Annotated in this window: 20 protein-coding genes; 2 read left to right on the top strand and 18 right to left on the bottom strand. The window is 71.2% G+C overall.

The window, feature by feature from the left end:
* Window positions 1–10: 10 nt before the first annotated feature.
* From lysS to AB0H93_RS04245, 8 genes are all read right to left on the bottom strand, one after another.
* Window positions 11–1,465, bottom strand: a complete 1,455-nt coding sequence (lysS, locus tag AB0H93_RS04210) for a lysine--tRNA ligase (RefSeq protein WP_358568435.1) — start codon at window positions 1,463–1,465, stop codon at window positions 11–13.
* Window positions 1,466–1,796: 331 nt separating this feature from the next.
* Window positions 1,797–2,591 carry a type III pantothenate kinase gene (locus tag AB0H93_RS04215; RefSeq protein ID WP_358567185.1) on the bottom strand — a complete coding sequence of 265 codons (795 nt, stop codon included), beginning with the start codon at window positions 2,589–2,591 and terminating at the stop codon, window positions 1,797–1,799.
* Between the two features lie 90 nt (window positions 2,592–2,681).
* Window positions 2,682–3,158 (bottom strand): aspartate 1-decarboxylase, encoded by a 477-nt coding sequence (gene panD / locus AB0H93_RS04220; protein WP_093267982.1) that lies wholly within the window; start codon window positions 3,156–3,158, stop codon window positions 2,682–2,684.
* Between the two features lie 84 nt (window positions 3,159–3,242).
* Entirely contained in the window at window positions 3,243–4,136 is an 894-nt protein-coding gene (gene panC, locus AB0H93_RS04225) for a pantoate--beta-alanine ligase (RefSeq protein WP_358568438.1), read from the bottom strand.
* Between the two features lie 14 nt (window positions 4,137–4,150).
* A complete protein-coding gene (locus AB0H93_RS04230; RefSeq protein WP_358568441.1) occupies window positions 4,151–5,050 on the bottom strand; it encodes a DUF2520 domain-containing protein in 900 nt (299 codons plus the stop codon).
* Between the two features lie 479 nt (window positions 5,051–5,529).
* Window positions 5,530–6,813, bottom strand: coding sequence for a PrsW family intramembrane metalloprotease (locus AB0H93_RS04235; protein WP_358567188.1), 1,284 nt, complete (start codon window positions 6,811–6,813; stop codon window positions 5,530–5,532).
* A gap of 50 nt (window positions 6,814–6,863) precedes the next feature.
* A complete protein-coding gene (locus tag AB0H93_RS04240; protein ID WP_358567191.1) occupies window positions 6,864–7,733 on the bottom strand; it encodes a DUF6779 domain-containing protein in 870 nt (289 codons plus the stop codon).
* Between the two features lie 109 nt (window positions 7,734–7,842).
* Complete coding sequence (locus AB0H93_RS04245) at window positions 7,843–8,328, bottom strand: DUF3180 domain-containing protein (RefSeq protein ID WP_358567194.1); 486 nt, start codon at window positions 8,326–8,328, stop codon at window positions 7,843–7,845.
* Window positions 8,329–8,419: 91 nt separating this feature from the next.
* On the opposite strand from AB0H93_RS04245, the gene AB0H93_RS04250 reads away from it, so the two are divergent.
* Complete coding sequence (locus tag AB0H93_RS04250) at window positions 8,420–9,367, top strand: MerR family transcriptional regulator (RefSeq protein ID WP_358567197.1); 948 nt, start codon at window positions 8,420–8,422, stop codon at window positions 9,365–9,367.
* Between the two features lie 137 nt (window positions 9,368–9,504).
* Here AB0H93_RS04250 and folK read toward each other — a convergent pair whose 3' ends face one another.
* The 9 genes from folK to dacB form a co-directional block, all read right to left on the bottom strand.
* Window positions 9,505–9,999 carry a 2-amino-4-hydroxy-6-hydroxymethyldihydropteridine diphosphokinase gene (folK, locus tag AB0H93_RS04255; RefSeq protein WP_358567200.1) on the bottom strand — a complete coding sequence of 165 codons (495 nt, stop codon included), beginning with the start codon at window positions 9,997–9,999 and terminating at the stop codon, window positions 9,505–9,507.
* A 118-nt stretch (window positions 10,000–10,117) separates the two neighbouring features.
* Entirely contained in the window at window positions 10,118–10,507 is a 390-nt protein-coding gene (folB, locus tag AB0H93_RS04260) for a dihydroneopterin aldolase (RefSeq protein ID WP_132484506.1), read from the bottom strand.
* Window positions 10,500–11,348, bottom strand: coding sequence for a dihydropteroate synthase (gene folP, locus AB0H93_RS04265; RefSeq protein ID WP_358567203.1), 849 nt, complete (start codon window positions 11,346–11,348; stop codon window positions 10,500–10,502). Before folP ends, folB begins: the two co-directional genes overlap by 8 nt.
* The gene (gene folE / locus AB0H93_RS04270; RefSeq protein WP_358568444.1) at window positions 11,348–11,920 is read right to left on the bottom strand and encodes a GTP cyclohydrolase I FolE; all 573 of its coding nucleotides are present in this window, start codon (window positions 11,918–11,920) and stop codon (window positions 11,348–11,350) included. Before folE ends, folP begins: the two co-directional genes overlap by 1 nt.
* Window positions 11,921–12,040: 120 nt before the next feature.
* The gene (gene ftsH, locus AB0H93_RS04275; RefSeq protein ID WP_358567206.1) at window positions 12,041–14,404 is read right to left on the bottom strand and encodes an ATP-dependent zinc metalloprotease FtsH; all 2,364 of its coding nucleotides are present in this window, start codon (window positions 14,402–14,404) and stop codon (window positions 12,041–12,043) included.
* A 229-nt stretch (window positions 14,405–14,633) separates the two neighbouring features.
* Complete coding sequence (hpt, locus tag AB0H93_RS04280; protein WP_132484498.1) at window positions 14,634–15,188, bottom strand: hypoxanthine phosphoribosyltransferase; 555 nt, start codon at window positions 15,186–15,188, stop codon at window positions 14,634–14,636.
* Between the two features lie 89 nt (window positions 15,189–15,277).
* Window positions 15,278–16,267 (bottom strand): tRNA lysidine(34) synthetase TilS, encoded by a 990-nt coding sequence (tilS, locus tag AB0H93_RS04285; RefSeq protein ID WP_358567210.1) that lies wholly within the window; start codon window positions 16,265–16,267, stop codon window positions 15,278–15,280.
* A 62-nt stretch (window positions 16,268–16,329) separates the two neighbouring features.
* A complete protein-coding gene (locus tag AB0H93_RS04290) occupies window positions 16,330–17,457 on the bottom strand; it encodes a zinc-dependent metalloprotease (RefSeq protein WP_358567213.1) in 1,128 nt (375 codons plus the stop codon).
* A gap of 212 nt (window positions 17,458–17,669) precedes the next feature.
* Window positions 17,670–21,425, bottom strand: a complete 3,756-nt coding sequence (gene dacB / locus AB0H93_RS04295) for a D-alanyl-D-alanine carboxypeptidase/D-alanyl-D-alanine-endopeptidase (protein WP_358567216.1) — start codon at window positions 21,423–21,425, stop codon at window positions 17,670–17,672.
* A 146-nt stretch (window positions 21,426–21,571) separates the two neighbouring features.
* Between dacB and AB0H93_RS04300 the strand changes: the two genes are divergently transcribed.
* The gene (locus tag AB0H93_RS04300) at window positions 21,572–22,060 is read left to right on the top strand and encodes an inorganic diphosphatase (protein ID WP_010308085.1); all 489 of its coding nucleotides are present in this window, start codon (window positions 21,572–21,574) and stop codon (window positions 22,058–22,060) included.
* Between the two features lie 272 nt (window positions 22,061–22,332).
* Here the strand turns inward: AB0H93_RS04300 and AB0H93_RS04305 are convergent, their stop codons facing one another.
* Window positions 22,333–23,952, bottom strand: coding sequence for an MDR family MFS transporter (locus AB0H93_RS04305; RefSeq protein WP_358567219.1), 1,620 nt, complete (start codon window positions 23,950–23,952; stop codon window positions 22,333–22,335).
* Between the last annotated feature and the right edge of the window lie 88 nt (window positions 23,953–24,040).

Consider the following 24,040-nt stretch of genomic DNA (forward strand, 5'->3'; position numbering starts at 1 on the left):
CCTGATCGGGTCATTCCGGCCGGACCAGCGGGAACAGGATCGTCTCCCGGATACCGAGACCGGTCAACGCCATCAACAACCGGTCGATACCGATTCCGACCCCGCCGCTGGGCGGCATTCCGTACTCCAGGGCGCGGAGAAAGTCCTCGTCGATCGGCATGGCCTCGTCGTCCCCGGCGGCCGCGAGTGCGGCCTGTTCCTCGAGGCGAGCGCGTTCCACGACCGGGTCGACGAGTTCGGAGTATCCGGTCCCGAGCTCGAACCCGCGAACGTACAGATCCCATTTCTCCGCGACGCCCGGCTCGGTGCGGTGCTGCCGGGTCAGCGGGGAGGTCTCCAACGGGAAGTCGCGAACGAACGTCGGCGCGGTCAAATGATCGCCGACCAGGTGCTCCCAGAGCTCCTCGACGAGCTTTCCGTGGCCGTGCTTGGGATCGGTCTGCAATCCGTAGGAGTCCGCGTGCTTGCGCAGCGCCTCCACCGTAGTTTCCGGGGTGATCTCCGAATCCAGCGCTTCCGACAAGGAGTCGTACATCCGCAGCGACGTCCACTCGCCGGACAAGTCGTACTCGGTTCCGTCGAACCAGGTGACCACCTGCGAACCCGCGACCGCCTCGGCCGCTTCCTGGATCAGCGACCGGGTGAGCTCGGCCATGTCGTTGTAATCGGCATACGCCTGGTAGAACTCCAACATCGCGAACTCCGGCGAGTGGGAAGAATCACTTCCCTCGTTGCGGAAGTTCCGGTTGATCTCGAAAACTTTCTCGATCCCGCCGACCACGCATCGCTTCAGATACAACTCCGGCGCGATCCGCAGGAACAGGTCGATGTCGAAGGCGTTGGAATGCGTCGTGAACGGGCGCGCCGCGGCACCGCCTTGCAGCGTCTGCAACATCGGGGTTTCCACCTCGACGAAACCGCGCCGGTCGAACGAATCCCGCAGCGATCGCTGAACCGCGGCGCGGGTGCGCACCGTGTCGGCGGCCTGCTTCCGCACGATCAGATCGACGTAGCGCTGCCGGACGCGGGTTTCCTCGCCGAGGTCCTTGTGCATCACCGGCAGCGGGCGCAGCGTCTTGGCCGCCATCCGCCATTCGTCGGCCATCACGGACAGCTCGCCGCGCCGGGAGGTGATCACCTCGCCGTGCACGAAGACGTGGTCGCCGAGGTCGACATCGGCCTTCCAGGCCGCCAGCGAGTCCTCACCGACCTGCTTGAGGCTGAGCATGGCCTGCAGCTCGGTCCCGTCGCCGGCGCGCAGCGTGGCGAAGCAGAGCTTTCCGGTGTTGCGCAAGAACATCACGCGGCCCGCGACGCCGACCTGGTCGCCGGTGGCGGTGTCGGGCTCCAGGTCCGGGTACGCGGCGCGCACCTCGGCGAGGCCGTGCGTGATCGGCAGGTTCACCGGGTAGGGGTCGACTCCGGCGGCGAGCAGGCGCTCCCGCTTCTCCCGCCGGATCCGCATCTGTTCCGGCAGGTCGTCGACGCCGTCAGCGCTGGTTGCCGGAGGGTTGGGAAGGTCCTGGTCAGTCACGGCCTCCAAGGGTACGTTTCGCGCTCCGCGACGCCGCCACCAGGCGTCCTTTCAGCGGTTGACACCACCCGGCCCGTTTCGCGGGCGGTGTGGAGCGAACGGCCTGTTCGCCTCGATGGGCGAGGTGAACGGACCGTTCACCTCATCTCCCCGATCCGCTGGAATGAGGTGAACGGACCGTTCGTCCCGATAGGGGAGGTCAACAGGCCGTTCACACCACCCACCGAAAGACGGGCCATGCACCGAGAACGCACCCCGGGTGTCAGCGGAAGTTGCGGTCGAAGACGAGGCGGAGGCCCAGCAGCGTCAGGTCCGGGACGTGGTGGGTGATCGTCGTCGACTCGGTGACCACCAGCGGCGCCAGGCCGCCCGTGGCGAGGACCGTCGTGGGGCCGCCGTGGGTGGACTCCAGCTCGGCGACGATGCGGCGCACCAGCCCGTCCACCTGGCCCGCGAATCCGAAGAGGATGCCGGACTGCAGGCACTCCACGGTGTTCTTGCCGATCACCGAGCGAGGGCGGACCAGCTCGACCTTGCGCAGCTGCGCGGCCCGGGAGGCCAGCGCGTCCAGCGAGATCTCGATGCCCGGGGCGAACGCGCCGCCCAGGAACTCGCCCTTGGACGAGATCACGTCGATGTTCGTGGACGTGCCGAAGTCGACCACCACGCAGTTCGTCGCGTGCAGGTGGTGCGCCGCCAGGGTGTTGATCACCCGGTCGGCGCCGACCTCCTTCGGGTTGTCCACCAGCAGCGGCACCCCGGTGCGCACGCCCGGCTCCACGACCACGCGCGGCACGTCGCTCCAGTACCGGCCGAGCATCACGCGGAGCTCGCGCAGCAGTGCGGGCACTGTGGACAGCGCCGCGATGCCGGTGATCTCCTCCGCGTAGTCGCCGAGCAGCCCGCGCATGGTCAGTGCCATCTCGTCGGCGGTCATCCGCGGCTCGGTGCGCATCCGCCAGTCCCGCACCAGCGTCTTCGCGACGTCGGCATCCGGGCGGTCGGCGTAGAGGCCGAGCACGATGTTGGTGTTTCCGACGTCGATGGCGAGCAGCACCGTCGTTCGTCCCTTCGGGAGATTCGTGCCAGGTCACGACTCGTGAGTGGTCGTTCCGGCCTTGCCGGAACGACCACTCACGACAGCTGCTCAGTGCTCCGGCTGCTGCAGGAGGGCGTCGAGCTTCGCGGCGTCGTCCGTCTCCGCCGTGGGATCGGCCAGCACGGCGCCGCTGGTGAGCCCGGAGCCCTCCGGGGCGCGGGCCGGGTCCTCGCCGCGCTCCACGATGCGGTTGTCCGCGTCGACGAAGATCACCTTCGGCCGCACCGAACGCGCCTCCATCTCGTCCATCACCCCGTAGGAGATCAGGATGACGAGATCGCCGGGCTCGATCAGGTGCGCGGCCGCGCCGTTGATGCCGATCACCCCGGAGCCGCGCTCGCCGGTGATCACGTAGGTCTCCAGCCGGGCGCCGTTGGTGACGTCGACGATCGCGACCTGCTCGCCTTCCAGCAGGTCCGCGGCGTCCATCAGGTCCGCGTCCACCGTCACCGAGCCGACGTAGTGCAGGTCGGCCTGGGTCACCGTCGCACGGTGGATCTTGGACTTCAGCATGGTGCGGAACATCGCAGACCTCCTACTGCCGATACCGCGGCTTGCCGACGTATCTTGCGCGACACCCGATCGGGTCCGACGGGCGCCTTCCCCGACTCACGACCGCTCCGCCAGCCCGGGGCTGCCCAGCAGCACCAGCGCGTTGTCGAGCAGCCTCGTCGAGCCGACCTTGGCCGCCACCAGCAGCCGCGCCTCGCCCTCGGCCGGGACCGGGCCCAGCTCGGTGTCGCGCAGCTCCAGGTAGTCGACCGCCACCGACGGCTCGGTGGCCAGCACCGCACCGGCGGCTTCGAGCACCGCGTCCGCGCCGGCCGCACCCGCGTGCGCCCCGGCCGTCAGCGCCGCCGAGAGCACCAGCGCCGCTTCGCGCTGCTCGGCGGTGAGGTAGGCGTTGCGGGAGGACAGCGCCAGGCCGTCGGCTTCCCGCACGGTGGGGATGCCCTGGATCCGGGCGTCCAGGTTCAGCTCCCGCGCCATCCGCCGGATCAGCACGAGCTGCTGGTAGTCCTTCTCCCCGAAGAAGGCCAGGTCCGGGCGCACGATGTTGAGCAGCTTCAGCACCACGGTGAGCATCCCGTCGAAGTGCCCCTGGCGGGAGGCGCCCTCCAGCTGCTCGCCCAGCGGTCCGGAGTGGACGGTGATCTGCGGGTCGGTGCCGTACATCGTCTCGACCGACGGCGCGAAGACCAGCTCCGTCCCGGCCTCCCGGCACGCCGCCAGGTCGGTCTCGAAGCTGCGCGGGTAGCGGTCGAAGTCCTCGTTCGGCCCGAACTGCAGCGGGTTCACGAAGATCGACACCACGGTCACGGCGTTGATGTCCTGCCGGGCCCGGCGGATCAGCTCCAGGTGGCCGCGGTGCAGCGCGCCCATGGTCGGCACCAGGTGGATCTTGCGGCCGGTGGCCCGCAGGGCGCGGGTGACCCCGGCAAGCTCGGCGGGATCGCGGTGCACGGTCAGCTCGCCCCACGCGAAACCCGGGCTTTCACTCATGACGACTCCAGTGCTCATGACGGCTCCTCGCCCAACGCCTCGCGGACCGCTTCGGCCCCGTCGGCGCGCAGGATTCCGGCGTCCTCGGCGCGCTCCGCGGTCCGCTTCGCCAGCTCGCGGTAGCTGGGCACGACCTCGGGGTTCGCGCCGGACAGCGCCGCGAGGTGGGCCCGGACCGTGCCGGCGTCGCCGCGCATCACCGGGCCGGTGATGGCGCGGTCGCCGAGGCGCAGCGCGTTGTCCAGCGAAGCGGACAGGATCGGCGCCATCACCCGCTCCGGCACCTCGATGCCCGCGCCGCGCAGCAGCTCGGCGCACTCGTTGACCAGCGTGATCAGGTGGTTGGCGCCGTGCGAGAGCGCGGCGTGGTAGAGGCCGCGGGACTCCTCCGGGACCCGCACCGGCTCCATCCCGAGCTCCAGCGCCAGCGCCTCCGCGACGTGCCAGCCGGCCTCGTCCGCAGTGGACGCGGTGACGGCCATGCAGGCGGTGGCGAGGCGTTCGACGTCTTCCGCGCGGCCGGTGAAGGTCATCGCCGGGTGCAGCGCCAGGGGCAGCACGCCGATGTCGGCGGCTGCGGCGAGGACGTCCACGCCGTGCGCGCCGGAGGTGTGCACGAGGATCTGCCCGCCGCGCAGCGATTCGGTGGCGACCAGGCCGCGGACCAGCCCGGCGATCGCGTCGTCCGGCACGGCCAGCAGCACCAGGTCGGCCTGCCTGGCGACCTCGTCGGGCGGCAGCACCGCGACCCCGGGGAGCAGCTCCTCGGCCCGGCGCAGCGAAGCCTCGGACACCGCGGAAACCGCGGAGACCTGATGACCCGCGCGCCGCAGCGCCGCGCCCAGCACGGCGCCCACCCGACCGGCGGAGATGATTCCGACCCGCAGCCGAGGGCCCGTGCGACCAGCAGCAATCGCCACGTCGTCCTCCAATACCGTTCCAGTCCCAACCACCGGGTACCGGACAGCAGCGCGAGAGTAGCCCGCGAATCCCGCCGCCGTGCCCATCAGGTGGCGAGGACCACGCAATCCGGTCCCGCCACCCGCCCCAGCCCGGCAGTCTCCAGGCCCGCAACCCCGACGAACACCCGGGGCCCACTTCCCGGCCCCCCAGGACTCGACGTCCAGGGAACCCGGAACCCGGCTTCCAGAGAACCCGGGTCCCGGCTTCCAGGGAACTCGGGTCCCGGCTTCCACGGAATCCGGGCCCAGTTTCAATTGAAACTGGGCCCCGGGTTTCAGTCGAAACCGGACCCCGGTTTCGGTTGGAACCAGGCCGGGACCATCCACACCCCTCCGGTGTGTCGTGCCCCGACACACCGGAGATCCGCAATTTCAATGGAAATCGAAGGTCCGATTTCCATTGAAATTGCGGTCCGTCACCCGATCCGCGGTCAGTCGCGGGAGCGCTGGATCGGGGGCTTGGGGCGGTTGCCGGGGTACGGCGGGCGCTTGAGGTTGTGCTGCGTGAGCTCGTTGATCTTGATGCGCGCCGTCTGGATCGCCTGCTGGGTGCCCGCCGCCGACCGCCGGGCCTGCTTCAGGTCCGCGATCAGCTTCTCCCGGCGCGCCCGGCGCGCCGCGCTGGTGGTCCGGCCCTGCTCCGCCCGGTGCTGAAGGAACGCCAGCTCGGTCACCGCGATCTGGTAGTCCCGCACCGCCTTCGCCGCCTCGTGCCCGGCGCTGCGCCGCACCTTGCGCAGCCAGCCGCGACGACCCGCGAGCGTCGCGAGCATCTCCATCTCGCTGCGCACGATCAGCCCGGCCCGCTCCAGCACCGGCAGCTGCTGGATGACGATCCGCTGCTCCCGCTTGCGCTGCCACACCACCAGCCAGAAGGTGCCCAGGAAGATCGGCACCATGATCAGGAAGTAGACGTTCAGGAACTCCGCGCCGCCGAACAGCGTGGACGCGTTCCACACCGCGTGCAGCAGCACCGCGCCGGCGAAGCCGAGCACCAGGTACAGCACCCGGATCCGCTTCCGGTCGGTGCGCGAGGCCAACCCGATGCCGATGCCGAACATCGAGCTGAACAGCGGGTGCGAGAACGGCGCGAGCACGCCGCGCACGATGAACAGCGCCACGACACCGCCGCTGACGCCGCCGAGCCCACCGGCCACGAACGCCTTGCCGAAGTACAGGATGTTCTCGGTGAAGGCGAAGCCCGCCGCGGTCAGCGCCGCGTACACGATGCCGTCGACCAGCCCGTTGAACTCCGACCGGCGGCGGAACCACAGCGCCACCACGAACAGCGCCTTCGCCGCCTCCTCGACCAGCGGCCCCATCACGGCCGTGGCGAAGAACCGGTCGCCGCCCGCGTCGAACAGGACGTTGCCGAGCCCGATCATCGCGTCGTTGAGCAGCAGCGAGCACGCGGTCGCCCCGCCTGCGCCCCACAGGAACGCGCCGAGCAGCAGCATCGGCGGCTCCGGCTCCCAGCGGTCGATCCAGATGATCGCGGCGAACACCACGCCCACCGGGAGCAGCGCGGCCACCGCGCCGACGAGCGCCGCCGCCACGCCGACCTTCGAGGTGGTGACGCCGACCATCACCAGCCCGCACATTCCGAGCACGATCAGGCCGGCGACGGGCCATCCGACGGCGTGGTTCTTGCGGGTCTGCAGCCTGCGCGCGCCGGAAAGATCGGCGGGCTGCCTCCGAAGGTCAGGACTCGACACGGACAAAACCCTAGAGAACGGCCTCAGGGCATGCCCGGATAGTCACCTTCTCAGGCGCGTCGGCGGCGCCGGCGCTGCGTGTCGGAGGGCCCTCCGTACGCGGCGAGCAGGTCATTCACCGAGGTCCCCTCGGCGTGCGCGCCCGCCGGGTCCGGCTCCGGCGGCGGTGCGGCGGCCGGTTCGGGCTTGGGCTTGGGCGGCGGCTCCGGCCGCTCGTACTGCGCCCGGTCGGGCCGCCGGGCCGCGGCCTGGCGGGCCGGATGGGCCTGCGTCGGCTGCTGCTTCGGCCGCTGGCGCGGCTTGGGCCGCCGCTCCGGCTGCTCCCCGGCCAGCTTCGTGATCAGTTCGGTGTTGGGTTGGACGACGTTCTGCGGCTGCGGTTGCGGCGGCGCGGCGGGCAGTTCGCGTCCGGTCGGCGGCTGCACGAGCTGACCCTCGACCTTGCCGCGTTCGGGCAGCGAGCGAACCCGGGTGGACTCGGCGCGCAGGGCGACCCGCTCGAACAGCACGTCGCCGCCGAGCACCTGCTCCAGGCTCTCGCGCAGCCGGCGCAGCTCGGCCTGCAGCTCCTTGATCTCGCCCTCGGACTCCTCGGCCGCCTGCCGACGCGCCTCTGCCTCCGCCTCCAGCTCGAACTCGTGCCGGGCCGCGATCTCCCGCTCCAGTTCGAGTTCGTAGATCCGCTGCCGGTCCGCGACGAGCTCCTCGCCCTGCACCACCCGGTGCCGCAGCTTGGCGACGGCGAACGCGCCGATCAGCGCCGACCACAGCGCGGCGACCAACCCGAGCCGCAGGTAGCGGACGTCGTTGCTGACCACCAGCACCGCCGTGGCGGCCGCGGCGAGCACCAGCGCTCCGACCCACAGGGCCGTCGATCGCCCCTTGCCGGATTCGGTCTCGGTGCCGCCGCGTTCGGACATGCCCACCACGGTACCGGGCGGTTATCAGTTCGAGATCTCAAGGCGAGCGACCCGACTCCACTTTGGGCGGTGTGGCGCAGCCCACCGACCGCCGAACGGCCGAGCGACGTCACTCGTCTTCGTAGGGTTCTTCCGGCTCATCGGGATTGCGCAAGCAGTTCTCCAACCAGAGCCCGGCGGCGATCAGCGCGCCGGCGCTGATCAACCCGACCACCGCGGAGGCCGTGTCGGCCCGGGCGGCCTCGACCCTGCCGTACAGCGGCAGCAGGTAGGCGATCAGCCCGATCCACACGCCGGCCATGATCGCGCCGGCCAGCGACGACGCCTTGGCCAGCGCGACGGCGCGCGCGGCGGTCAGCCCGTCGACCGGTTCGGTGCCGGGCTTGCGCTGCACCCGCGGCCGCATGTTCAGCGCCAGCAGCACGTCGACGAGCGCGATCAGCAGCAGCGTCGCCCCGGCCAGCACCGGCAGCTGCGGCAGCTCGCCGTACAGCAGCCGGGTGAGCAGGTAGACCACGACTGCCGCTGCCAGCCCGCCCGCGATGAGGTGCCGGGGCTTGGTGAAGGTCAAGTGCTCTGCCTGTCGCGGTGCCACGGTTCCAGCATGGCACCTCGCGGCACCGGCACCATCCGCGGGCGAAAATCATCTTGAGTCTCCCCTGACTGGAGGGTCCAAGGTGAATCGCGTGGACGACACCGCGCTCTACACGATCGGCGAGCTGGCCCGGCGCACCGGGCTGAGCGTGAAGACGATCCGGTTCTACTCCGACAGCGGTGTGGTGCCGCCCACCGACCGAACCGCGGCGGGCTACCGGCGTTACGACGTGACTGCCATCAGCCGGCTGGAACTGGTGCGCACCCTGCGCGAACTGGGCGCCGGGCTGGACGAGGTGCAGCGGGTGCTCGCCCGCGAGACCACGCTCTCGCACCTGGCCCGGACGCACCTGGAGCTGCTGGAGGAGCAGATGCGCCTGCTGCAGACCCGGCGCGCGGTGCTGCGGGCGGTCGTGAAGCTGGACCGTTCGACCGAGGAGGTAAGACTCATGCACAAGCTGGCGCAGATGTCCGACGAGGAGCGCAACCGGCTGATCGACGAGTTCTGGGACGAGGTCAGCGCGGACCTCAACATGACGCCGGGGTTCACCGAGTGGATGCGCTCGGCCAAGCCGAACCTGCCGGAGGACCCGACGGCGGAGCAGCTGGAGGCCTGGATCGAGCTGGCGGAACTGGTGCGGGACACCGACTTCCGGCGCGCGGTGCGGGCGCTCTCCCAGGAGCACTCGGACCGCCGCGACGCGGGCGAGTCGATGGCGGTGGCGAACCCCGAGGACGCGCGGAAGTGGTGGGCGATCACCGACGAGGCGCGGGTGTCGGTCGAGGCGGGCACGCCGCCGGAGAGCGCCGAAGCGCAGGCGCTGGTCGAGCGGATGGTGGCGATGGCCGCCGTGGATTGGGACCGGCCCGACTCCGCCGAGTTCCGCCACGAGCTGGCCGAGCACTACGACAACGACACGGACGAGCGGATGTCGCGCTACTGGGAACTGCTGGGGATCATCAACGGCTGGCCGACGCACCCGGTGACGGCGGCCAGCACCCGCTGGCTGGCCGCGGCGATCCGCGCGTCGATCAAGTAGCCGCCTTCCGTTGCGCCAGAGGCCTTTCGGGACGCCGATTTCGCGCGAAACCGGCGTTCTCCACGCCTGGCTGCGACGTTTTCGCGCGAAATCGTCGCAGCCGCCGGGCAGGGCTCGACCGCGGGGACTGATCGTCCTCAGTGGAGTTTCAGATCGGCCCGGAGGTGGACGTCGGCGATCTCGTTGGCGGGCAAGGCATCCAGCAGGTCGGCGACGCGGCCGTGCCCGGGCAGCTCGGCGCCCGGGTCGATCGCCAGCCACGGGATCAGCACCGTGGCCCGGCTCGGCGTGCCGGGGTGCGGCAGCAGCAGCTCCGGGTCGTCGCTGCGGACACCGTCCACTGCGACCACGTCGACGTCCAGGGTCCGCGGGCCCCACCGCTGTTCGCGGCGGCGCTCCGCCTCCTGCTCCAGCGCCTGGCCCCGGCGCAGCCAGCCCCACTCGTCGAGCTCGGGGGACTCCACGATGAGCACCGCGTTGAGGAAGTCCGGCTGGTCGGTGACGCCCCACGGCGCCGTCTCGTACACCGGGGACGCCGCGACCAGCACGTCCGACAGGCCGTCGACGGCGAGCCGGAGGTACGCCAACCGGTCGCCGAGGTTGGACCCCAGCGAAAGCACCGCCCTGCTCATCGCACCCTCCCGAACTCGCACGGCCCCGAGGGGGACGTCCGATTTTGCCTGGAACTGGGAACTCCCGCCCGCGACCGCGCGGCAGCGGGGTGCCCGATCTCGCCTGGAACCGGGCGTCTCACGCCGGGACGACGCTGCCGCGACCGCCTCGGCGGGAGCGGCGGATCGTCACCGCCACGTCCCCGAAGGTCAGTGGGATCGGCGCGCTCGGCTTGTGGATCGTGACCTCGGCGGCGTGCACCCGCTCGTCGGTCATGACGTCGTCCGCGATCTCGCCCGCCACGCTCTCGATCAGGTCGCGCGACGGCCCGGCGACGATCGCCGCCGCCCGCTCGGCGAGCTCGCCGTAGTGCAGCGTCTTCTGCAGGTCGTCGCTGGCGGCGGCCTCGCCCAGGTCGATCCACACCGTGATGTCGACGAAGAAGTCCTGGCCGTCGCGCTTCTCGTGGTCGAAGACGCCGTGGTTGCCGCGAACCTTCAGACCCGTCAACGTGATCCGGTCAGCCACCGAGTTCCCCTCCGCTGCGCCACGCCGCGGTCACCGCGACCGCGTCCAACGACTGCAAGACGTCGTGCACCCGCACGCCCCAGGCGCCGCGATCCGCCGCCAGCGCCGACACCACGGCCGTCGCCGTCTCCCGCCCGGCGGGCGGTCGCGGCTTGCCGTCCGCGTCGGCGAGCAGCCGGCCGAGGAACCGCTTGCGCGAGGCCCCGACCAGCACCGGGAAGCCCAGGTCGACGAAGACGTCGAGCCGCTGCAACAACTGCCAGTCGTGCGCGCCGGTCTTGGCGAACCCGAGCCCCGGGTCCAGCACGATCGCGCCCTCTGCCACGCCGGCGGCCAACGCCACGTCGACCTGCCGCAGCAGCTCGGCGCGCACCTCCGCGACGACGTCCTCGTAGACCGCGAGGCTGTTCATGTCCTTGCTGTGGCCGCGCCAGTGCATCAGCACCCACGGGAGCCCGGTGTCCGCGGCGACGTGCGCCATTTCCGGGTCTGCCAGGCCGCCCGACACGTCGTTGATCACCGCCGCGCCGGCCTCCGCCGTCACCGCCGCGACCTTGGCGCGGGTCGTGTCCACGCTCACCGGAACCCCGGCCGCGACCAGCTCCCGCACCACCGGCAGCACGCGCTCGATCTCGGTGGCCGCGTCGACCCGCTGCGAACCCGGCCGCGTCGACTCGCCGCCGACGTCGATGATGTCCGCGCCCAGCCGGTGCATCTCGACGCCGTGCGCGACGGCCGCCGCGCGGTCCAGGTAGCGCCCGCCGTCGGAGAACGAATCCGGCGTCACGTTGAGCACGCCCATCACCGCGCAGCGCTGCGGATGGGGCAGCAGCGAATGCATCAGCGTCCCCTGATCAGCGACAGCGCCTCGGAACGCGAGGACGCCGAGCTGCGGAAGATGCCGCGCACGGCGGACGTGGTGGTCGTCGAGCCCGCCTTGCGGACGCCGCGCATGCCCATGCACAGGTGCTCGGCGTCGATCACCACGATCACCCCGCGCGGGTCCAGCCGGCGCACCAGGGCGTCCGCGACCTGCGAGGTGAGCCGCTCCTGCACCTGCGGACGCTTGGCGTAGAGGTCGACCAGCCTGGCCAGCTTGGACAGCCCGGTGACCCGGCCCTGCTCGTTCGGGATGTAGCCGACGTGCGCGTTGCCGTGGAACGGCAGCAGGTGGTGCTCGCACTGCGAGTAGACCGGGATGTCGCGGACGAGGACCAGTTCCTCGTGCGCCTCGTCGAAGGTCCGGTCCAGGACCTCGTCGGGGTTCGTGTACAGGCCCGCGAACAGCTCGCGATAGGCGCGGGCGACACGGGCCGGGGTGTCCCGCAGGCCCTCCCGGTCCGGGTCTTCGCCTGCCGCGATCAGCAGTTCCCGGACGGCCGCTTCAGCGCGGGCGTGGTCGAACTGGGGAATGTGGAAAGAGCCGTCGGGACGGAAGTCGCCTTCCGCCCCGATCGGCTCGTCGACCGTGCTGGTCAATTGTCTTTCCTCCACCGGCTGAGGCGCCCGGAGGCGCCGAGTGCACCGGAGTGTTCAGCGGCTGGTGTTGCCGCTGCCGTTGTCCTGAGCCTGGTCCTGGCTCGGCTCGGGGTTGGACCGCTGGTCGTCCGCCTTCGGCTCGCCCGGCTGCGGTGCCGGGTGCTCGGCCGGGGTCTGCTGCCCGCGTTCCCAGGACGGCGTCCAGTTGTACTGGCCGCCACCACCCGGGTAGCTCGAACCGGACGGCGTGGTCGCCGGGGTCCACCCGGGCGGCGCGCCGTAGTTCGGCGGCACCGCCTGCGGCACCTGCCCGTGCTGACCCTGCTGCTGCGGCTGACCCTGGTTCGGGTTCTGGAACTGCACCGTGCCCTGGTGGGCACCGGCACCGGCACCGGCCGGGGTCGGCTGCTCGTGGTGCGGCGGGGCGCCGTTCTGACCGGCCGGCGAGGGCGCCGGAGCCGGCTCCGGCTCCTCCTTGACCGGGGGCCACGGCTCGCCGCGCTCCTTGGCCAGCTCGCCCCGGGTCTTGATCGGCGGCTTGTCCGACGGCGTCCGACCACCGAAGTCGTTGAACGCGGTGATGCGGGGCCGCTTCTCCACCCGGGCGAAGATCCGCTCCAGGTCCTTGCGGACCAGCGTCTCCTTGTCGATCAGCTCCAGCACCAGGTCGTCGAGGACGTCACGGTAGGTGTTCAGGATCTCCCACGCCTCGGTGTGCGCGGCCTCGATCAGCCGGCGCACCTCCTCGTCGATCTCGTGCGCGACCTCCAGCGAGTAGTTCGGCTGCTGACCGGCGGTGCGGCCGAGGAAGGGGTCGCCCTCTTCCTTGCCGTACTTGACCGCGCCCAGCCGGGCCGTCATGCCGTACTCGGTGACCATCGCGCGGGCGATCTTGGTCGCCTGCTCGATGTCGCTGGACGCGCCGGTGGTCGGCTCGTGGAAGACGAGCTCCTCGGCGGAGCGGCCGCCGAGCGCGAACACCAGGCGGGCGATCATCTCCGAGCGGGTCATCATGTCCTTGTCGTCCTCGGGGACGACTAGGGCGTGACCGCCGGTGCGACCGCGCGGCAGGATCGTCAGCTTGTACACCGGCTCCAGGTCGGGCATCGCCCAGGCGGCCAGCGCGTGCCCGCCCTCGTGGTAGGCGGTGATCTTCTTGTCGCGCTCCGAGATGATCTTGCTCTTCCGGCGCGGGCCGCCGATCACGCGGTCCACCGCTTCTTCCAACGCGGCGGCGGTGATCAGCTGGCCGTTCTCGCGGGCGGTGAGCAGCGCGGCCTCGTTGACCACGTTCTCCAGGTCCGCGCCGGAGAACCCGACGGTGCGCTTGGCGAGGCTGTCCAGGTCGGCGTCCTGCGCCAGCGGCTTGCCCTTGGAGTGCACGCCCAGGATCGCGCGGCGGCCGCGCATGTCCGGCGCGGACACCGGGATCTGCCGGTCGAACCGGCCCGGGCGCAGCAGCGCCGGGTCCAGGATGTCCGGCCGGTTGGTCGCGGCGATCAGGATGATGCCACCGCGCGAGTCGAAGCCGTCCATCTCGACCAGCAGCTGGTTGAGGGTCTGCTCGCGCTCGTCGTGCCCACCGCCGAGGCCGGCGCCGCGCTGGCGGCCGACCGCGTCGATCTCGTCGACGAAGATGATGCACGGCGCGTTCTGCTTGGCCTGCTCGAACAGGTCGCGGACGCGGGAGGCACCGACACCGACGAACATCTCGACGAAGTCGGAACCGGAGATCGAGTAGAACGGCACGCCGGCCTCACCGGCGACGGCTCGCGCGAGCAGCGTCTTACCGGTGCCGGGCGGGCCGTAGAGCAGGACGCCCTTCGGGATCTTGGCGCCGAGGGCCTGGTAGCGGCCGGGGTTCTGCAGGAAGTCCTTGATCTCGTGCAGTTCCTCGACGGCTTCGTCGGCACCCGCGACGTCGTTGAACATCGTCTTGGGCATGTCCTTGGTGAGCTGCTTGGCCTTGGACTTGCCGAAGTTCAGGACGCGGTTCCCGCCGCCCTGGACGTTGTTCATCATCCACATCAGCAGCAGCACGAGCAGGCCGATCGGAACCAGGTAGAACAGCATCTGCACCCAGAGCGAGTCCTGGGTGACCTTGGTGTTCCAGACCGGCACGTGCGCGTTGCGGATCTCGGTGACCATCGTGTCGGTGGCACCGGCCGGGTACTGCGCGATCAGCTGGTTGCTGCCCTGGAAGTTCTGGCCGTCGTTAAGGGTCAGCCGGACCCGCTGCTCCTTGTCCTCGATGGTCGCTTCCTTGACCTTGCCCTGGGCGATCTGCTCCAGGGCCTGCGAGGTGGAGACTTCGCGGTAGGAGCGAGTCTCGTCGAAGAGCACGCTGAAGGCCCAGATCAGCAGAAACGCTGTCAGGATCCACAGCAGCGGGTTGCGGAGCAGGCGCTTTCGGTCCATTCACTTGCGGCCGGCGGGCGGCCTCGACCCTCCCTGACTGTCACTTCGGGCAAACGGCTGTCGACAGACACAATTCGCCATCGCCGTCAACCCCTTCAGACCAGCGTACCGGCCGATGCGAGGACACGACCATGTCGAGCTCGACGCAGGACGCCCAGCGTACTCGGCCACCCGACCGCAATGGGGCGGGAGGGCCGAACCGGACACGCCTGCCCGGCCACTCCCAGGCTCACACCCCGGACGTGTAGACCTTCGGATCCAGCGTGCCGATGTAAGGCAGATCACGGTACCGCTCGGCGTAGTCCAGCCCGTACCCGACCACGAACTCGTTCGGGATGTCGAAGCCCACGTACTTCACCGGGACGTCCACCTGCACCGCGTCGGGCTTGCGCAGCAGGGTGCAGACCTCCAGCGACGCCGGGTTGCGCGAGCTCAGGTTCTTCAGCAGCCAGGACAGCGTCAGCCCGGAGTCGATGATGTCCTCGACGATCAGCACGTGCCGGCCCGCGATGTCCCGGTCGAGGTCCTTGAGGATGCGCACCACGCCGGACGACGAGGTGGACGAGCCGTACGAGCTGACCGCCATGAACTCCAGCTGAGCGGGCTGGGGCAGCGCTCGCGCGAAGTCGGTCATGAACATCACCGCGCCCTTGAGCACGCCGACCAGCAGCAGATCACCACCGACGTGCTGGTAGTCGTCGTCCACCTGCTTGGCGAGCTCGGTGACCTTGTCGTTGATCTGCTGCTCGGAGATGAGCACAGAAGCAATGTCGCCGTCGTACACGGCCCGGCTTCCCCTCTATCGAATCGACGCGAACACCGGTCCTCCGGCGCCGGTATCCCACCGCCCGAGCCGAACGCCTCGGCATCCCGTCAACCATCCGGCGGCTTGCGGCCCGCCGCTTCCACCAGAAGCGTGCCATGCGCCCGGCGCAGCACAAAGTCACCCGGCAAGGCCGGTCCGCCCTGACCCCGCCAATCCGCCACCAACGCGTCCGCGGCGCGCAGGTGCTCGTCGGTGATCTCCGGAACCCCGCGCGCCAGCAGCCACGCGCGCAACACCCGGCGCCGCAGCGAACCCGGAACTTCCCGCAACGCCAAGGCATCCAGCGTCCCGCCCGACTCGACGCGCCCGCGCACCCCGGCGGCCAACTCGTCCAACGCGTCGGCGTCCTCGCGCAGCTGCCGCGCGGTGCGCGCGAGCGCCTCGCGCACCCCGCCCTGCAACACATCTTCCAGCAGCGGAAGGACTTCTGTGCGCAACCGCACACGTGTGAAACGCGCATCCGAGTTGTGCGGGTCCTGCCACGGAACCAGCCCGAGCGCCGCGCAAGCGGCCTCCGTCGTCGCCCGGCGAACGCCCAGGAACGGTCGCGCCCACGGCGGATCCAGCGGCCGCATCCCGGCGATCGACCGGGACCCCGAACCCCGCCCGAGCCCGAGCAGCACGGTTTCGGCCTGATCGTCGAGGGTGTGCCCGAGCAGCACGAGCGAACCCGGCGGGCGCTCCGCGAGCAGCGCCGCGTAGCGCGCGCGCCGGGCAGCGGCCTCCAAACCACCACCGCGGCCGACCTCCACCGCGATCACCCTGGCGGAACACCCCAGCTCGCGGAGCTGATCGGCGGCCCGGGCGGCGACGCCGGCGGAGCCGGCCTGGAGCCCGTGATCCACCACCAGGCCGTGCACCGCGACGCCCTCGCGGCGAGCGGCGTGCGACGCGGCAGCGGCGAGCGCCAGCGAGTCCGCGCCGCCGGAGCACGCGACCGCCAGCGGAGCGCCCCGGAACGGGGCCGCCTCGGCGGAGCCGAGGAGGCGCCGGACGGCGGAGCGGACGGCGCTGACGGCGGGATCGGGCGGCGGCACGGCGTCATTCTCCCGTTCCGCGCTCGTGAGCGGTCGTGCCGGTGAGAACCGGCGTTCGCGGGTCAGCCGTGGACGCGGCGGATCCAGGCCTCCGGGTCGACGATCTCGGCGCGGGTCGGCAGGGTGTCCGGGGACGTCCAGATCGCGTTGAAGTCGGCCATCCCGATCGCGTCCACGACGTGCCGGGTGAACGCCGCGCCCTGCGCGTACTGGCGGATCTTCGCGTCCACCCCGAGCAGGCTGCGCAGCACGCGGTCCAGCAGACCGCCGCCCTTGCGCCGCTCGGTGAAGCGCTGGCGGATCGTCGCCACGCTCGGCACCACCCGCGGGCCCACCGCGTCCATCACGTGGTCGGCGTGGCCCTCCAGCAGCGTGGAGATCGCGATGATCCGGTCCAGCGCGGCCCGCTGGCTCGGCGTCTGCAGCAGCTCGATCACCCCGAGCATGCCGGGGCTGGAGTCACCGCTGCTGGAGCGCGCCGAACGGGCCTCCCGCAGCACCGCGGGCAGCCGGCCCAGCAGCTCGCCGGTGGTGCCCTCCATCTCGGCCAGCAGCGTGCCCAGGCTCTCCGCGAAGTGCTCGCGCAGCCACGGCACCGCGTTGAACTGCAGCCGGTGCGTCGACTCGTGCAGGCACACCCACATCCGGAAGTCGTCGCCCGGCACGCCCAGCGACTTCTGCGCCGCGACGATGTTCGGCGCCACCAGCAGCAACCGGCCGCGCTGCCCGGCCACGCGGGATTCGCCGTACGGGTCGAACTGGCCGAGCACCTTGCCGCCGAGGTAGGCGAGCACGACGCCGGCCTGCACCCCCGCGCTGCGCGCGCTGACGCCGCCGAGGAGGTCGTTGCCCCGCAGCACCTGCGAGTCCGCTGTGGACAGTGCGGCATCGGTGAGCTCGGCGAGGCCGTCCGCCGCGCCGCGCACCCAGGCCGGCCGGTCGACGACGTCGCCCTCGGCGATCGGCAGGTCCAGGCCGAGGCCCGTCTGCTCGCGGACGTGCGATTCGGCTTCGACGCTGAACCGCCGCAGCGAGCGCACCGCCTGCTCTGCCTCGGACCGCGGCACCTCGGGTCCCGGCTTCATCAACCGGACCGCGGTGGCGACGGCGACGTTCCAGTCCAGCGCCCGATGCTCCCCGGCGGCGCCCCGGTCCTGCGGCGTGGGCAGGGTGGAAGGTCGGGCGTTCACACGACTGACCGTACCCGCTCGTCACCCCGGCAGGTACCTCACTTTCGAGCGCCCACCGCCCGCGCTCCAGGACGTCCCCGGCGCCGCATCCGAAGCTCCGCGATGCGGAACTCCGGTACCGCCAAGGCCGATCTCGCCTGAGCCCGGACACCCGTTCCCGAGCGGGAAAGTTCCCGATTTTGCCGGAAATCGGGAACTCCTGACCGGCCTCGCTAGCAGCCGCAGGTGCTCAGGGCTCCGGCCAGCTTGTCCAGGGCCGGTCGGGCCGCCGCCGAACTCGTTCCGTTGGAGACCAGCGCGAACACCAGCAGGCGGCCGTCCTTCGTCACCACCGTTCCGGCCAGGCTGTTCGCGCCGTCCAGGGTGCCGGTCTTCGCCCGCACCCAGCCCTGTCCCACACCGTCCTGGTAGCGGCTGGCCAGGCTGCCGCTGCCGCCTGCGATCGGCAGGCCGGGCAGCAGCGCCCGCAGCTTCGCGGCCTGCGGCGGCAGCCCGCCCTCCGGGCTCGCCGGGGCGGTCGCCGACGCCAAGAGCTCGGCGAGCAGTTTCGGCGTGACCCGGTCCTCCAGCGACAACCCGCTGCCGTCGGCCATCGTCGATCCGCCCACGTCGAAGCCGTTCTGCCGGAGCACGTCGAACACCGCCTTGGTGCCGCCAGCGAACGACGGCTCGTTCCCGGTGGCGATGGCGACCTCGCGAGTCAGCGCCTCGGCGAGCATGTTGTCCGAGCGCTGCAGCGTGGTTTCGACCATGTCCTGCACGGTCGCCGACTGCACCTGCCCGAGCACCTGCGCGTTCGGCGGCGCCGTGCCCTCCGACACGTACGCCAACCCGAGGCCCAGCCGGGTCGCCAGCTCCTGCGCGGTCTCCATCGCCGGGGTCTGCGAGCGCGGGCTGGTGTCCCGCGCCGGGTCGGCCCGGCCGCCGTCGAGCATCGCCGACTGCATCGGCGAGTAGAACCCGGCCGCCACGTCCTGCGGCAGCCAGCCCCGGGCGACCTCCGGTCCGGTGTACCGGCTGGTGTCGACCTGCACGGACGTCACGTTCCCGCCGGTCGCGGCCATGACCTGAGCCGCCAGGTCGTCGAGCCGCGGCGCGCCGTCGTACACCGACTCCTCGCCCGCCGGGAGCTTCGACAGCGTCGGGTCGCCTCCGCCGACCAGCACGACGCTGCCCGGCGTGCTGCCGCGAACGACCTTGGTGGTGAAGCGGTGCTGGTGGTCGAGCGCGAGCAGCGCCGCGCTGGTGGTCAGCAGCTTGCCGGTGGACGCGGGCATGAGCGCCTGGCCCTGGTTCTGCTGCCACAGCACCGAGCCGGTCTGGGCGTCGAGCACGACGCCGCCGAGCGTGCCCAGGGATTGGGTGTCGGAGAGCGGACCCGCCAGCACCGAGCGGATGCCGGACTGCTGCGGCAGCTGCGCGTTCCGGTCGAGCGGCTTGATCGACGGGTCGAGCCGCACCGGTGCGGGCGGCTCCGCGATCTGCGTCTTCATCAGGGCGTCGACCAGCTGCGGGCCGAACGCGATGCCCGCCCCGAGCAGCACGACAACGGCCACGGCGACCGCGATCAGCGTCTTGCGCCGCCGCGGCGGCTCGGCCTTCGGCGGCTCCGCCCTCACCGGCGGCATGGGCGGCGGCCCGGGCGGCGGGATCCGCTGCGGCTGCGCCCGCGAGCCGGTCAGGCCCGCGAAGTCCTCGGGGGCTGCCGGTTGCGGCGCGGCGAGACCGGCGAAGTCCGCAGGCGTTGCGGACTGCGGCTCGATGCGCTGCGGCTGCGCCCGGGGCGGGGTCAGGCCCGCGAAGTCATCGGGAGACGCGGTCGGCCCGGGCGGCGGGAGCGACCGGCCGGTGGGCTTGGCGTGCGGCGCGGTCAGGCCCGCGAAGTCCGCCGCCGACGCGGCGCGCGGCGGCGGACCGTCGAAGTCGGGCCGGGCGAACTGCTGCGTCTGCTCGGCGGGGGCGACCGGCGGCACTGCCTTGATCTGCTGCGTCGCGGGCCCCGGGTCGGCGGCGCGCAGTGCTTCGAGGTCCTTGAGATCGATCCGGGTGGTCTTCTCGGACTCGGTCTCGGCCGGGATCCTCGCGATCTGCTGCGTCGACTCGATGGGCGCGGACTGCTCGGGCGCGTCGATCCGCGGGATCTGCTGCGTCTCGTGGACCTGCGGCTGCCCGGCGAGACCGGCGGCCTCGACCCGGCTGATCTGCTGCGTCTGCTCGACGCCGCTGGGCGGCGGTGCCGCCGGGGTGCCGCTCGGCGGCGGTGTCGCGTCGGTGATCGGCGAGAACTGCTGGGTCTGCTCGACCGGCGCGACCGGCGGCTCGACGACCCGAGCTTTTTCTTCGGTGCCGGCCGAGCGCTCGGATTCCGGCTCGGCGGAGTCTTCGCCGGGCGAAGCCGGCTCGGCGGCACCGGTCTCCGCCTCGGGCGTCGTCGCGGTTCCGGCATCCGCTTCGGCCTCGGCGGTCGCCGTGGTCTCCGCGTCGTCCGTTCCGGCTTCGGCCGCATCGGTTGCCGTGTCAGCGGCGGCTTCGGCCTCGGCGGCGTCTGCCGACTCGGTGTCCTGAGCAGCCTCTTCGGACTCGGTCGCCGAGGACGACTCGGTCTTGGTGTCGGCCTGCTCCGGGGCGGAGTCCGCAGTCGTCGCGGTAGCGGCCTCGGTGTCCGCAGATTCCGCATCGGGCTCGGAGTCGCTCGACTCGGCTTCCGCTTCTCCCTTGACCGGAGCACCGGATTCGGCGGGCGTCCCGGCCTCTTCCGACCCGTCGGCGGGCGAGCCGGATTCAGCAGCGGTTCCCGACTCCTCTTCGGCGTCGGTCGTCCCGCCCTCGGCTTCCGCCGCGGCTTCGGTACCGGTCGTCCCGACCTCGGGCTCCGCTTCGCCGGCGGATTCGGATTCGGCCTCGCCGGATTCAGCCTCGCCGGATTCAGCCTCGCCGGATTCGGCCTCGGGCTCACCAGCGGATTCAGCGCCGGATTCGGCTGCCTCGCCCGCATCCGCCGCCTCGTCGGGTTCGGCAGCGGGTTCATCGCCCGCCGGCTTCTCCGATTCGGCGGGTTCGGCTTCGGCCGCAGGTTCGTCGGGCGCGGAGTCGGCTTCTGCTTCGGCGTCGGTGCTGGGGAAGACCGGTTCGGCTTCGTCGCCGGGCTCGGCAGCACCGGATTCCGCGCCAACGGCACCTTCCTCGGCCGCCGGCTCTGGCTTCGCTCCGGGCTCGGCAGCCGGATCCTCGTCGGCTTCCGCCTCGTCGTCGGTCTGCGCTGCCGCATCCGACGCGGGTTCCTCGCCGAGGCTTCCGGCGACGCGCTTCGTCGAGCTCGCAGCCTCTTTCGCCGCCCCGCCAGCGGTGATCGGCATGGTCTCCTGGACCGCGCCATCCTCGGCGGCCTGCGAAGACGCATCAGCGGCGGCCGTCTTCAGCCGCGCGGTCTGCTGCACGCCGGCCTCGTCGTCGTCCGAAGCCTGGACCTGCGAGTCGCTGTCCGGCTCTTCGCGATCGACGGTCTTCAACCGCGCCGTCTCCGGCTCCGGAGAAGGCTGCTCCTCGCTCCCGGCGGCGGTCTTCAGCCGCGCGGTCTCCGGCTCTTCCGAAGGCTTCTCGTCGTCGACGGTCGACAGCCTCGCGGTCTCCGCCTCGGCGTCGTCCTCGTCAGGCTCTTCGAGGCTGCCCGCGACCCGCTTCGACGCGGTCGCCGACTGCTCGGCCGATGTGTCGTTGATCTCATCACCGGCGGATTCGCCGGAATGCTCGGAATCCGCGGCGTCCGACGAGGTCACGGCCTCGGTCGCCGGGTTCGGGTCGTTCCGGGGCGGGGTGCTCTTCGACGGCTCCGCGTCGTCGGCGGGCCGGTCCGGCGGCGTGCCGTCCTGGGACGACGCAGCGGTTCGGGTCGGGCTCTCGCTATCCGGTGTTGACGCGCGGACGTCGGTTTCGGCCACCTCACCCCCGGTGTTCTGGGGTTCGGGCACGTGCTCCTCCTCGACGGATCGCCAGCCTGCCAGATTGCGAGCTCCCACACTGCGGTGGGGCCCGGTGAGCCACCGTGGTCCACACTAGACGTGGTCGCGCGCGCGAGTGGGCGGCCGCATCCGACGCAAGACGAGTGAGGAACCGCGTGGACTTCGACGTCACGATCGAGATCCCCAAGGGGAACCGGAACAAGTACGAGGTGGACCACGAGACCGGACGCATCCGTCTCGACCGGACGCTGTTCACCGCCACCCAGTACCCGGCGGACTACGGGTTCGTCGAGGACACCCTGGGTGAGGACGGCGACCCGTTGGACGCGCTGGTCCTGGTGCAGGAGCCCACGTTCCCCGGCTGCCTGATCAAGTCCCGCGCCATCGGCATGTTCCGGATGCGCGACGAGAAGGGCGGCGACGACAAGGTCATCTGCGTGCCCTCGGATGACCCGCGGCAGGAGCACCTGCGCGACATCCACCACCTCGCCGAGTTCTACAGGCTGGAGATCCAGCACTTCTTCGAGGTGTACAAGGACCTGGAGCCGGGCAAGAGCGTGGAGGGCGCGACGTGGGTCGGCCGCACCGAGGCCGAAGCGGAGATCAAGCGCTCGTACGAGCGGGCCAAGGAACAGGGGCACTGAACCACCGCCCCGCAGGAGGGCCCCCACCGCGCTGGATGCGGTGAGGGCCCTTCGCATTTTCGGGGTGAACGTTTCCGCAGGTGATCGCCCGTGCGCGGTGGGGGCGCTATATCACCCCACCGCACTCACGGGCCCTGACCAGCGACTCGGCAAACTTATCCACAGGCTTGTGGATAACAGGGTTTTCTGTGGATAAGTCGCCGTCCTGTGGATAACTTGTGCAATTTCAATGGAAATCGACGGTCCGATTTCCATTGAAATTGCGGCGCCGGTCAGTCCAGGCGGATGTCGCGCAGGAACCAGGTGAGCGCGAAGGCCACCAGCACCACGCAGCCGCCGACGAAGAACACCGTGTCCATCGAGCTGGCGAAGCCCTCCAGGACCGGCCGCGCCAGGCGCGGGTCCAGGCCGTACAGGAACGACGTGTCGTTGATGTCGATCCCGGCCGCGCCACCCGACTGCAGCGCCTCGGCGAACCTCCGGTTCACCGGGTTCGCCAGCACCTCCGGGTCGCGCAGCGCGGCGGCGAACTCCGGCGTGGCGAACGCCGCGCGCGTCGAGTCCGCGATCCGCCCGCCGACCGTGCTGAACAGCACCGACAGGAATGCCGCCGCGCCGACGGTGCCGCCGGTCTGCCGGAACAGGTTCACCGACGCGGTCGCCACGCCCATGTCGCGCGGGGTGGCGCCGGTCTGCACGACGAGCGTCAGGGTCTGCATCAGCATGCCCAGGCCGCCGCCCATGACCACCGCCGTCAGCCCCACCTGGACCAGCGAGGTGTCCACGCCGATCAGGCTGAACAGGAACAGCGCGGTGGCCATGAACGCGGCGCCGACGATCGGGAACACCTTCAGCCGGCCGGTCTTGGAGATCAGCTTGCCGACGACGCCGGTCGACACCATGATCCCGGCGGTCATCGGCAGCAGCATCATCCCGGCCTCGGTCGGGTTCAGGCCCTTGACGATCTGCAGGTACAGCGGCACGGAGCTCAGCCCGCCGAACATGCCGATGCCGACCAGGAAGTTCAGCAGGTTGCCCATCCGGAACGACGGCTGCCGGAACATCCGCAGCGGCAGCAGTGCCTCGGCGCCCGCCCGGTTCTCGGCGAACACGAACAGCAGCAGCCCGACCGCCCCGATGCCGTACATGGTCAGCGAGGTCGACGACAGCCAGCCCCACTCGCGGCCCTGCTCGGCGACGGTCAGCAGCGGCACCAGCAGCACGACCAGCGCCGCTGCGCCCAGGTAGTCGATGCGGTGCCGGACCCGCTCGGTGGTCACGTTGAGCACCTTGGCGACGACGGCCAGCGCCGCCAGCCCGACCGGCAGGTTCACCAGGAACACCCAGCGCCAGCCGTCGATGCCGAGGAAGCTGTCCAGGCCGGCGAACAGGCCGCCGATCACCGGGCCGATCACGCTGGCGGTGCCGAACACCGCCATGAAGTAGCCCTGGTAGCGGCTGCGCTGCCGGGCGGGGACCATGTCGGCGATGATCGTCAGCGCCAGCGACATCAGCCCGCCGCCGCCGAGGCCCTGGATGGCGCGGAACGCGGCGAGCTCGTAGATCGAGTTCGCCATCCCGCACAGCAGCGAGCCGACCAGGAACAGCGAGATCGCGGTCAGGTAGAGGGGCTTGCGGCCGTAGATGTCGGAAAGCTTGCCGTACAACGGCGTGGTGATCGTGGCCGTGATCAGGTAGGCCGTGGTCACCCAGGCCTGCGCGGTCTGCCCGTGCAGCTGGTCGGCGATGACCCGGATCGCCGAGCCGACGATGGTCTGGTCGAGCGCGCCCAGGCCCATGCCCAGCATCAGGCCGGTGAGCACGGTCAGGATCTGGCGGTGGGTCAGTGCGGGTGCCGGGGCCTGCGCCGGGGGCACAGCCGTTTCCGACATGGCTTTCCCTTCCAGGGGTTGCTCCTCGGGATGGGCCGGCGTGCGAGGCCGGCGGGAGCGCTGCGGCACGAACATCCCCAGAAATTTG

It is taken from the genome of Saccharopolyspora sp. NPDC050642, from assembly GCF_040654735.1.
Lineage (GTDB): Bacteria > Actinomycetota > Actinomycetes > Mycobacteriales > Pseudonocardiaceae > Saccharopolyspora > Saccharopolyspora elongata.

What these genes read in the sequence shown, in the direction of transcription:
- ftsH (WP_358567206.1), bottom strand. Translation starts at nt 14,404, where the DNA reads ATGGACCGAAAGCGCCTGCTCCGCAACCCGCTGCTGTGGATCCTGACA.
- panC (WP_358568438.1), bottom strand. Translation starts at nt 4,136, where the DNA reads ATGAGTGAAAGCCCGGGTTTCGCGTGGGGCGAGCTGACCGTGCACCGC.
- AB0H93_RS04305 (WP_358567219.1), bottom strand. Translation starts at nt 23,952, where the DNA reads ATGTCGGAAACGGCTGTGCCCCCGGCGCAGGCCCCGGCACCCGCACTG.
- AB0H93_RS04240 (WP_358567191.1), bottom strand. Translation starts at nt 7,733, where the DNA reads ATGTCCGAACGCGGCGGCACCGAGACCGAATCCGGCAAGGGGCGATCG.
- lysS (WP_358568435.1), bottom strand. Translation starts at nt 1,465, where the DNA reads ATGCGGATCCGGCGGGAGAAGCGGGAGCGCCTGCTCGCCGCCGGAGTC.
- folP (WP_358567203.1), bottom strand. Translation starts at nt 11,348, where the DNA reads ATGCATTCGCTGCTGCCCCATCCGCAGCGCTGCGCGGTGATGGGCGTG.
- folK (WP_358567200.1), bottom strand. Translation starts at nt 9,999, where the DNA reads ATGAGCAGGGCGGTGCTTTCGCTGGGGTCCAACCTCGGCGACCGGTTG.
- panD (WP_093267982.1), bottom strand. Translation starts at nt 3,158, where the DNA reads ATGTTCCGCACCATGCTGAAGTCCAAGATCCACCGTGCGACGGTGACC.